The following is an 8939-nucleotide window of genomic DNA, read 5'->3' as shown; positions in this document are numbered from 1 at the left end:
TGGCGCCTGGGGCGCGGGCGCATCGGTGCGCGGACGTGCGGCGACGTCGAAGCCCTGCGGGCGCTGATGGCCCGGCACGGCGCCGGCGCGGCGCTTGGTCTCGACCACCACGGTCTTGGTGCGGCCGTGGCTGAAGCTCTGGCGCACGGTGCCGGTCGAAACCGATCCCGCCTGCCGCGGCTTCAGGCTCAGCGGCGCGCGCGGGCCCGTCGTGGACGGAGTCCCGGTCGGAGCCTGCGGTGCGCCGTCGTTGGTCTTGTCGTTCTCGTCAGTCATCCGGTCGCTTTACTGGGGACGGCGGGTGATCCGCCGTCGTCTCGTTCAAACACAAAAAGCCGCGCGTCGCCCTGCCCCCAAATCAGGGAGCAGAACCCCGCCCGTCCAAAACCTTGTTCGGGGCCTCAGCCGGCTCACCGCCCCACTCCGGGGGCAGAAGCGGTCGAAATCCCGCCAGTCGTTCGACCTCTATGGTCCAGCGATCGGCCCGCCCGCCCTCAAGCAGGACGGCGTGTATCGCATTTTCCAGCCCAAGGGCCAAACTCAAATCGTCCGCCGTGAAGACGCCGCAGACTTTCGGGGGCGGCATCATGTGTTTCGCCAGCGAAAGCAGCTTGCCGCGACCGTCGGCGGACCCGTCCGCCGCCTCGATGATCCACGCGGCCTTGCCCGACCGCACATTGGCCAGGGATTTCTCGAAACCGGAGATAAGCACGCCCTCGCGCCGGGCAAGCCCCAGCTGGTCCAGACAGCGTTTGAACAGCAGGCTTTCGACCGTGTCCGCGAGGTCGGCGGCCGGCTTCATCGGCGCCTTGGCGGCGCGCGAAAACAGGTTCTTCTTCACCGCCGTCTCGACCGAGACGCGGTCCGCCGCGACCCAGAGGCCGCGGCCCGGCAGCTTGCGCGCCAGATCGGGGGCGACCGAACCGTCCGGAGCGGCGACGAAGCGGATCAGGCGAGATTCGTCCATGACCTCGTGGGTGACGAGGTCGCGTCTCTCTCTATCGATCGTCGCTTCGCGCAGACTCATGGAGGGCTCGGTTTCCCATCACGCGTTTTCGGGCTGATCGGGGTCCCCGGCGGGAACCTCGTCGTCAACGACTTCGCCTTCGTCGCCTTCCGGCGCGGCGGCGAAGACGGCGTCGGCGTCGTATTCGCCCTCGGCCAGTTCTTCCTCGTATTCCGGCTCCGGCGGCTGCGGCAGTTCCGAGGCGTCGATCCAGCCGGCCGCGACGCGGGCCTGCAGGATCAGCATCTCGGCCTCTTCCTGGGCCAGGTTGAAGGCTTCCAGAACGCCCGGGACCTTGGTTCGTTCGCCGTTCTTCACCTCATAGCCGCCGCGGATCTCGTCGGTGGCCAGATCGGCGAGGTCCTCGACGGTCTTGATCCCGCCTTCGCCCAGGGCCACGGCGATGGCGCCGGTGACGCCCGGCACGGCCATGACCTCGTCCTGCACGCCCAGTTCGACGCGTTTGGCGTCGAGGATGGCGGCCTGACGGTCGAGGAAGTCGCGGGCCCGGGCCTGCAGTTCCTCGGCGGTGTCCTCGTCGAAGCCCTCGATGTCGGAGATTTCATAGGGTTCGACGAAGGCGAGGTCCTCCACCGTGGCGAAGCCTTCGGTGACCAGCAGCTGGGCGATGACCTCGTCCACGTCCAGGGCTTCCTGGAACAGGGCGGTGCGTTCGCTGAACTCGCGCTGGCGGCGCTCGGAGTCCTGGCTCTCGGTGATGATGTCGATCTGCCAGCCGGTCAGCTGGCTGGCGAGACGGACGTTCTGGCCGCGGCGGCCGATGGCCAGCGACAGCTGCTCGTCCGGCACCACGACTTCGACGCGGTCGGCTTCCTCGTCGAGCACCACCTTGGACACCTCGGCCGGGGCCAGGGCGTTGACGATGAAGGTCGGTTCGTCGGCGTTCCACTGGATGATGTCGATCTTCTCGCCCTGCAGTTCGGCGACGACCGCCTGGACCCGCGAGCCGCGCATGCCGACGCAGGCGCCGACCGGATCGATCGAGGAGTCGTTGGACAGCACGGCCATCTTGGCCCGCGAGCCGGCGTCGCGGGCGGCGGCGCGGATCTCGATCACGCCGTCATAGACCTCGGGCACTTCCTGGGCGAACAGCTTGGCCATGAAGCCGGGGTGCGAGCGCGACAGCATGACCTGCGGGCCCTTGGCCTCGGCGCGGACGTCATAGATGTAGGTGCGGATCCGGTCGCCGATGTTGAACACCTCGCGCGGGATGGAGTCGTTGCGGCGCATGATGCCCTCGCCCCGGCCCAGGTCGACGACGGTGTTGCCGTATTCGACGCGCTTGACGGTGCCGTTGACGATCTCGCCGACGCGGTCCTTGAACTCTTCGTACTGGTTGGCGCGCTCGGCGTCGCGGACCTTCCCGGTCACGACCTGACGGGCCATCTGGGTCTGCACCCGGCCGAACTCGAACGGCGGCAGGTTCTCGATGTATTCCTTGCCGACGAAGGCTTCCGGATCGCGCTTGGAGGCATCGGTCAGGCGGACCATGGCGGAGTCGTTGAACTCTTCCAGCTCGTCTTCCGGCTGCCAGTCGTCGGCCACGACGGTGACGTGACGCGTCAGGGCCATTTCGCCCGACTTGATGTCGATCTTGGCGCGGATGTCGTGATGGGCGCCGTAGCGCGACTTGGCGCCCTTCTGGATCGCCTCCTCGATCGCCTCGACGACGATCTCCTTGTCGATGTTCTTTTCGCGCGCGACCGCATCGGCGATCGTCAGCAGTTCGAGTCGGTTCGCGGAAACGCCGGCAACAGCCATGGTCTAGTCCTCGGTCTCAACAGAGTTGTCGTTACGGGCGGCGCGCTTCTCGGCGCCCGCCTTCATCAGTTCGTCGGTCAGCACCAGTTTGGCGTCGACCAGCCAGTCGAAGGGAATGAGGGCGGTATCCTCCTCCCCTTCCAGGTCCATGGCGACATTGTCGCCCTCCGTGCCGGCGATCACGCCCTTGAACCGCTTGCGGCCCTCGATCATGCGGTCGCTTTCCAGCCGCGCCTCATAGCCCTCGAACAGGTCGAAGTCGGACAGGCGGGTCAGCGGGCGGTCGACGCCCGGCGACGACACCTCCAGCAGATATTCGCCGGCGATCGGGTCGGCGGCGTCGAACACTTCCGACACGGCGCGGCTCAGGCGGGCGCATTCCTCGACGGCGATGTCGTGGTCGCTGGGCCGTTCGGCCATGATCTGCAGGCGGCGGCGCAGGGTGCCGCCCATCAGACGCACGCGCACGATGTCGAGACCGAGGCTTTCGGCCACGGGTTCGATCAGCTCCAGCAGAGCGCGGTCTTCAACGGTCTTGGCCTTCAAAGGCTTTGGTCCAATAAAAAAGCGGCGGGCCATCCAGGGCCGCCGCTCAAACGGCGCCGTTGGACGCCGGTCTAACGATGTGAGGGGGCATATAGGCCAAAGTCGCCAAGGTGGGAAGGCCCCGTCGGTCCCGACGATTCCCCGCATCCCCGGTCCGGCCGATTGCCATCCGGCCGGCAGCCCGCCAGAACGGGGCGGCATGAAAATCTACTGGATCGGCCTTGATGCGCCCGGGCGCCTCGGCATTTCGCGAAAGCCTGACGGGGGCGAGGCGCTGGACGGGCAGATGGCCTGGCTGGCGGACCGCAGGGTCGATCATGTCGTCAGCCTGCTGGAGCCCGCCGAGGCCGCTGAGCTGGGTCTGGCCGACGAAGCCGGCGCGGCCGAGCGGAACGGCGTGGGCTTCTACAACTTCCCGATCACCGACCACGGCGTTCCGTCGGACCCCGTCTACTACCGTCGGGTGGCCACGACCGTTGAGCGCCGGCTGAGCGCCGGTCAGACCATCGTCATCCACTGCCGGGCCGGGCTGGGACGCGCGCCGTCCCTCGCCATCGCGGCCCTGATCGAGCGGGGAGTCCATCCGGACGAGGCCATCCTGAGCGTCGGCAAGGCCCGGGGCCGACCCGTGCCGGAGACCGACGAACAGCTGGCGTTCATCCGGGATTTCGCCGCCGGACTGGGCCGTTCCTGAGACGGGCTCAGATCAGTTCGATCTGACCGAGGAAGTCGCGCTTGCCCAGGGGAACGCCCGCCTGACGCAGCAGGGCGTAGGCCATCGACAGGTGGAAATAGAAATTTGGCAGGGCGAAGCTGGTCAGATAGCCCTGGCCCTCGAAATTCAGCTCGACGCCCGGGAAGCGCAGCTCGATCCGGCGGGTCTCGGCGCCTTCGAAGGCCGCGGCGTCCACGCCCTCGACGAAGGCGATCGACAGGGCGACGGTTTCCTTGAGTTCGGCCAGACTGGCCTCGGCGTCATCGGTCTTCGGCCACGGCTGGTCGGTCAGGCGGGCGACGCAACTGCGGGCCGAGAAGGCGGCCATGCGGACCTGGTCGGGGAACGGCCGCATGTCCGGCGCCAGCCGCGCCTCCATCAGGACCGCCTCGTCCAGACCCGCTTCGACGGCCCGGTCGATCAGTCCCGACAGGACGTTCAGTCCGCGCAGGAACATGGAGGCGGCGAGGGTGTCGACGGCGAGGCTCATCAGTCAGTCCTTCGGGTTCAGGTCCGGAGAAAATCGAGGAAGATCGGGGCCGTGTCGCCCAGCTTCTTCTCTTCATAGCGGGTGACCACATGGTCGGCCGGGGCGGTGCGCCAGTCGTCGGCGGCCTCGGCCTGCCAGACCAGACCGGGCGTGCGCTCGAACCGCTCCAGCGCCCATTCGGCATAGTCCTTCCAGTCGGTGACGAACCGCAGCCGGCCCCCGGGCTTGAGCAGGCGCGCGATCTCCGCCGCGGTCTCGTCCTGGACCAGGCGGCGCTTGTTGTGCCGCGCCTTGTGCCACGGGTCGGGGAACAGGATCATGACCCGGTCCAGCGAGGCGTCGGGCAGGGCGGTCATCACGTCGCGGGCGTCGTCGGCATGGAGCCGGACATTCTTCAGATCGCGCTCGTCGATATGGCGCAGGGCCGAGCCGACGCCGTTCAGGAAGGGCTCGCAGCCGATCATCAAGGTGTCGGGATGACGCGCCGCCTGTTCGGCCAGATGCTCGCCGCCGCCGAAGCCGATCTCCAGCCAGACCGCGGCCGCGCCGGGCATCAGGGCCGCGGGATCGATCGGTCCCGACTTGGGGTCAGGCAGGGCGATCCCGGGCAGCAGGGTGTCGAACAGGGCCGCCTGACGCGGCTTGATGGCGCGCGACTTGATACGGCCGAACGAGCGGAGCGGCGGGTGTTTCGGTTCGTCGGAAGGGGACATGACGGTCAGTGGCCAGTGACTAGTGGCTAGTGGTGAGGATGCGATGTGCGCGACCGGCCCAGGCCAGTCCCTGCCGACTGATCACTAGCCACTGGCCACTGGCCACGCCTCAGGCCAGCGCCTTCAGCTGATCGACCAGATCGGTCTTCTCCCAGCTGAAACCGCCGTCGGCGTCCGGCGCGCGGCCGAAATGGCCATAGGCGGCGGTGCGGGCGTAGATCGGCTTGTTCAGGCCCAGATGCTCGCGGATGGCGCGCGGCGTGGCCCCGCCGATGAGGCCGAGGATGTTCGCCTCCAGCACCGCCTCGGTGACGCCGCCCTTGCCGGTGCCGTGCAGATCGACGTGGATGGACTGGGGCTTGGCCACGCCGATGGCGTAGGAAATCTGGATGGTGCAGCGGTCGGCCAGGCCGGCGGCGACGACGTTCTTGGCGAGGTAGCGGCAGGCGTAGGCGGCCGAACGGTCCACCTTGGTCGGATCCTTGCCCGAGAAGGCGCCGCCGCCGTGCGGGGCCGCGCCGCCGTAGGTGTCGACGATGATCTTGCGGCCGGTCACGCCGGCGTCGCCGTCCGGCCCGCCGATCTCGAAGATGCCGGTCGGGTTGATGTGCCAGACGGTGTTCTCGTCGGTGAAGCCTTCGGGCAGCACCGCCAGAATATGCGGCTTCACGATATCGGCGACGTCGGCGGAGGACAGGCCGGCGGCGTGCTGCGTAGACAGCACGATCGAGGTGGCGCGCACCGGCACGCCGTCCTCGTACTGGATCGTGACCTGGCTCTTGGCGTCGGGCTCGAGCCGCTTGTCGCCGGCGTGGCGGACCTCGGCGAGGCGCTTCAGGATGTTGTGGCTGTACTGCAGGGTCGCCGGCATCAGTTCGGGCGTTTCGTTCGAGGCGTAGCCGAACATGATGCCCTGATCGCCCGCGCCCTCGTCCTTGTTGCCGGCGGCGTCGACGCCCACCGCGATATCGGGCGACTGGCCGTGCAGGCGGTTGATGAATTCGAACCTGTTCCAGTGGAAACCCGACTGTTCGTAGCCGATGTCGCGCACCGCGGCGCGCACGGCGGCCTCGATCTCGTCCTGAACGCCGGCGGCCCAGTTGCCGTCGGTGTCCATGATCCCCTTGCCCCGGATCTCACCGGCCAGGACCACCAGATTCGTCGTCGTCAGCGTCTCGCACGCCACACGCGCCTCCGGATCCTTGGACAGGAAGAGGTCCACGACCGTGTCGGAGATGCGGTCCGCGACCTTGTCGGGATGGCCCTCGGAAACGCTTTCCGAGGTGAAGAGGAAGGAGGATCGGGACAAGATTGGGCTCCGGGGAGGCGGGAAGGCCGACAGACATATAAAGATATGTTTATATGTTCAAGTCGCTCGCTGTCGGCGGCCCCAGACGGCCGAGGCGCTGACCGGCGCCTCGCCCGCCAGCCAGCGTTCGAAGGCGCCGGCGGCCTGGATCAGGACCCCCAGCATGCCGAACCCGAGCTGGGCGCTGGCCTCCGCGAGGGGCGTTATCTCGGGAGTGAGGAGCACGGCTGCATGCATTGCGATGGACAGCAGGAGGCAGGCGGAAACCCCAAGCGGCCACCAACGGTCATAGCGCAGGGCCAGCCACAGGTAGGCGGCGAAGGCGGCGAGATCGAGCAGGGCGACGGCCCAGCGGAGATCACCGAAGCGAAGGTCGTTCACGAGGAGCGCCAGCGCCCAGCCGGCCAGCCAGATCACGACCCCCAGCCGTTCCGGATGGCCGCCCTTCAGCCAGGCGGTCGCGAGGGCGGCGAGGCCGGTGACGAGATACAATGCGACAAAGGCGGTCATGACCGCGAGCCAGGCGCTATCGCTGCGTCGCCGGCCTCCATCGTCTGTCGCGCCCTGTCGCGACCGATCCGGCTGATCGGCCGTTCACCCGCCAACCAGCGCTCGCACACGCTGGCCAGCAAGGTCACGTTGATGAGCGTATTCAGACCAACCTGCGCGGACATCGCCGCGAGTTCCGAGAGATCGGGATCCACGATCGTGAGCAGGTGGACCAGCATGACCAGGGCGAACAGCGCCGTCATCACCAACGGCCACCATCGGCTGCTCCTCAAGGCCAGCCAGCCAAAGACGACCGTTATAATCAGATCCTGCGCCGCTGCGGCCCAATAGATGTCGTTTCCGATCTGCCACGTATAGGTGTGCATAGAGAGCATGTAGGCGATGACCAGCACCGAGGCTCCGAAACGTTCTGTATGGCCGCCCTTCAGCCACGCGACGATAATGGCCGCAAAGCCGGCGACGTGCATGACGATCACAAACGGGGGGATGGGGCCGTCTCCTGTGCCTCGCCTGTCGGGCCCTTGCGACCGATCTGGCTGATCGCCCTGTCCCCCGCGAGCCGGCGCCCGCTCGCCCCCGCCAACAGCGTGACGGCGCCGGGTATTCCCGGGCCGCCCCGCGCCGAGAGATCGCTGTAAGGCTCAAGGTGCAAGACCATCAGCCCGGCGGAGGTGCGCCCCGGCCGCCCGCCCTTCAGCCACAAGGCTGCGATCCCGACCCCGCTGAGCAGATAGTAGGCGATCAGATAGGACGAGATGCCGGTTTCTCCAGAACTGCGGGGCGTCGCATTCGATGCCCCCGGGGTCATTCAGGCCGGGACAGTCGCGCCGCGGACGTCAGCCCTGTGAGCGCGAACGGGTGGTGATGTCGCCGATCTCCCCGGCTTGCCCGGCATAGGCGAGGATCAGATCGGCGACCGCTTTCATCATCACCGCCGCCACCACCACGATGATGAGGAGGATCAGGAGGCGGACGCCCCAACTGCCTGGCGGGGGGCGGTAGCCGAGGCGCCGCTCTGGGCCCCCACCTGCGCCATCACCCAGCCAGCGCTCAGAACCTGCTGCAGCAGTTCGCGCGGACTGGCCTGTTCCGCGTCGTCCGCCAGCCCGCGCATCAGATGGGCTCGCAGGGGATCGTCCGCTCCAAGCGGGCTGAACGCTTCCAGCGCGGCTTCCAGATCGTCCCACGTCCAGTGTGGAAGCGTCCTTGTGTGATGGCCCATCGTCCGACTCCGTTACTATGGGTCCAGCAAAGGCGACGCGATCCGGCGCGGCTATGGGGTCTTTCGTAGCATCTGGTACGTTTCGTTCCAGAAGGGCGAGGGCCGCCTTGCGCCGGTTCACGCCCAGGCGGCGGCAGGCCTCGTGCACATGCTTCTTGACGGTGGCCTCCGACAGGCCGAGCCGGGCGGCGATTTCCTTGTCGGTCAGGAAGGCGGTCAGCCTGAGACATTCTTCCTGACGCGCACTGAGTCGCTGGGCCATCGACCGCTCCGAGTCCTGCGGCCTAGCTAGGATGTTCCGGACGGATCGTCCAGATCAACCGATGGTCGTCGATGGGTTCGAGAAAGAATGGTGCCGCTTAGGTGACTCGAACACCTGACCCCCGCATTACGAATGCGATGCTCTACCAGCTGAGCTAAAGCGGCCTTGGCGCGGCGGATGGTGCCCGCCCGCGCGAGAGGCGCTCTTTATACGCGGCGCACGGGATTGCCAAGCGCCGCGAACAGGGCGGCTTCATCGGGCGTCCGGGCGAGGCGAATTTCGAGGCCGGACCGGTCGCCGAGGGGGGCCGCCGCCGCCGCCGACAGGGCGATCGCGGTCTGGCCGGCGAACGGACCCAGGGCGGCCAGCGCCCGGGCCGCGCGC

11 protein-coding genes and 1 tRNA gene are annotated in these 8939 nt (G+C 67.8%); 1 reads left to right on the top strand and 11 read right to left on the bottom strand.

The window, feature by feature from the left end:
- The 4 genes from QQJ79_RS13790 to rimP all read right to left on the bottom strand — a co-directional run.
- Positions 1 to 276: translation initiation factor IF-2 associated domain-containing protein (locus QQJ79_RS13790; protein WP_284223494.1), on the bottom strand; the 276-nt coding region annotated here is incomplete at its 3' end.
- An 82-nt stretch (positions 277 to 358) separates the two neighbouring features.
- Positions 359 to 1027: an RNA-binding protein gene (locus tag QQJ79_RS13785; protein ID WP_284223493.1), complete on the bottom strand. Its 669-nt coding sequence runs from the start codon at positions 1025 to 1027 to the stop codon at positions 359 to 361.
- 18 nt (positions 1028 to 1045) lie between these two features.
- Positions 1046 to 2788, bottom strand: coding sequence for a transcription termination factor NusA (gene nusA, locus QQJ79_RS13780; protein ID WP_284223492.1), 1743 nt, complete (start codon positions 2786 to 2788; stop codon positions 1046 to 1048).
- A 3-nt stretch (positions 2789 to 2791) separates the two neighbouring features.
- Positions 2792 to 3334 (bottom strand): ribosome maturation factor RimP, encoded by a 543-nt coding sequence (gene rimP, locus QQJ79_RS13775; protein WP_284223491.1) that lies wholly within the window; start codon positions 3332 to 3334, stop codon positions 2792 to 2794.
- A gap of 199 nt (positions 3335 to 3533) precedes the next feature.
- Between rimP and QQJ79_RS13770 the strand changes: the two genes are divergently transcribed.
- Positions 3534 to 4028, top strand: coding sequence for a protein-tyrosine phosphatase family protein (locus QQJ79_RS13770; protein ID WP_284223490.1), 495 nt, complete (start codon positions 3534 to 3536; stop codon positions 4026 to 4028).
- Positions 4029 to 4035: 7 nt separating this feature from the next.
- Here the strand turns inward: QQJ79_RS13770 and QQJ79_RS13765 are convergent, their stop codons facing one another.
- The 7 genes from QQJ79_RS13765 to QQJ79_RS13735 all read right to left on the bottom strand — a co-directional run bounded on the left by QQJ79_RS13765 (position 4036) and on the right by QQJ79_RS13735 (position 8719).
- A complete protein-coding gene (locus tag QQJ79_RS13765; RefSeq protein ID WP_284223489.1) occupies positions 4036 to 4539 on the bottom strand; it encodes a DUF1993 domain-containing protein in 504 nt (167 codons plus the stop codon).
- A gap of 17 nt (positions 4540 to 4556) precedes the next feature.
- Positions 4557 to 5252 carry a tRNA (guanosine(46)-N7)-methyltransferase TrmB gene (trmB, locus tag QQJ79_RS13760; protein ID WP_284223488.1) on the bottom strand — a complete coding sequence of 232 codons (696 nt, stop codon included), beginning with the start codon at positions 5250 to 5252 and terminating at the stop codon, positions 4557 to 4559.
- Between the two features lie 109 nt (positions 5253 to 5361).
- Complete coding sequence (gene metK, locus QQJ79_RS13755) at positions 5362 to 6561, bottom strand: methionine adenosyltransferase (protein WP_284223487.1); 1200 nt, start codon at positions 6559 to 6561, stop codon at positions 5362 to 5364.
- Positions 6562 to 6618: 57 nt separating this feature from the next.
- Entirely contained in the window at positions 6619 to 7071 is a 453-nt protein-coding gene (locus tag QQJ79_RS13750; RefSeq protein WP_284223486.1) for a hypothetical protein, read from the bottom strand.
- Positions 7068 to 7538: a hypothetical protein gene (locus tag QQJ79_RS13745; RefSeq protein WP_284223485.1), complete on the bottom strand. Its 471-nt coding sequence runs from the start codon at positions 7536 to 7538 to the stop codon at positions 7068 to 7070. The genes QQJ79_RS13750 and QQJ79_RS13745 overlap by 4 nt, the downstream gene beginning before the upstream one ends.
- Positions 7539 to 7907: 369 nt before the next feature.
- Positions 7908 to 8555 (bottom strand): response regulator transcription factor, encoded by a 648-nt coding sequence (locus QQJ79_RS13740; protein WP_284223484.1) that lies wholly within the window; start codon positions 8553 to 8555, stop codon positions 7908 to 7910.
- 88 nt (positions 8556 to 8643) lie between these two features.
- Positions 8644 to 8719: transfer RNA gene (locus tag QQJ79_RS13735), tRNA-Thr, on the bottom strand.
- Positions 8720 to 8939: the final 220 nt, after the last annotated feature.

The sequence above is a fragment of the Brevundimonas denitrificans genome (assembly GCF_030160755.1).
Classification (GTDB): Bacteria; Pseudomonadota; Alphaproteobacteria; order Caulobacterales; family Caulobacteraceae; genus Brevundimonas; species Brevundimonas denitrificans.
The sequence above is the reverse complement of the archived record's forward strand: the minus strand, read 5'-3'. Positions and strand labels throughout refer to the sequence as shown.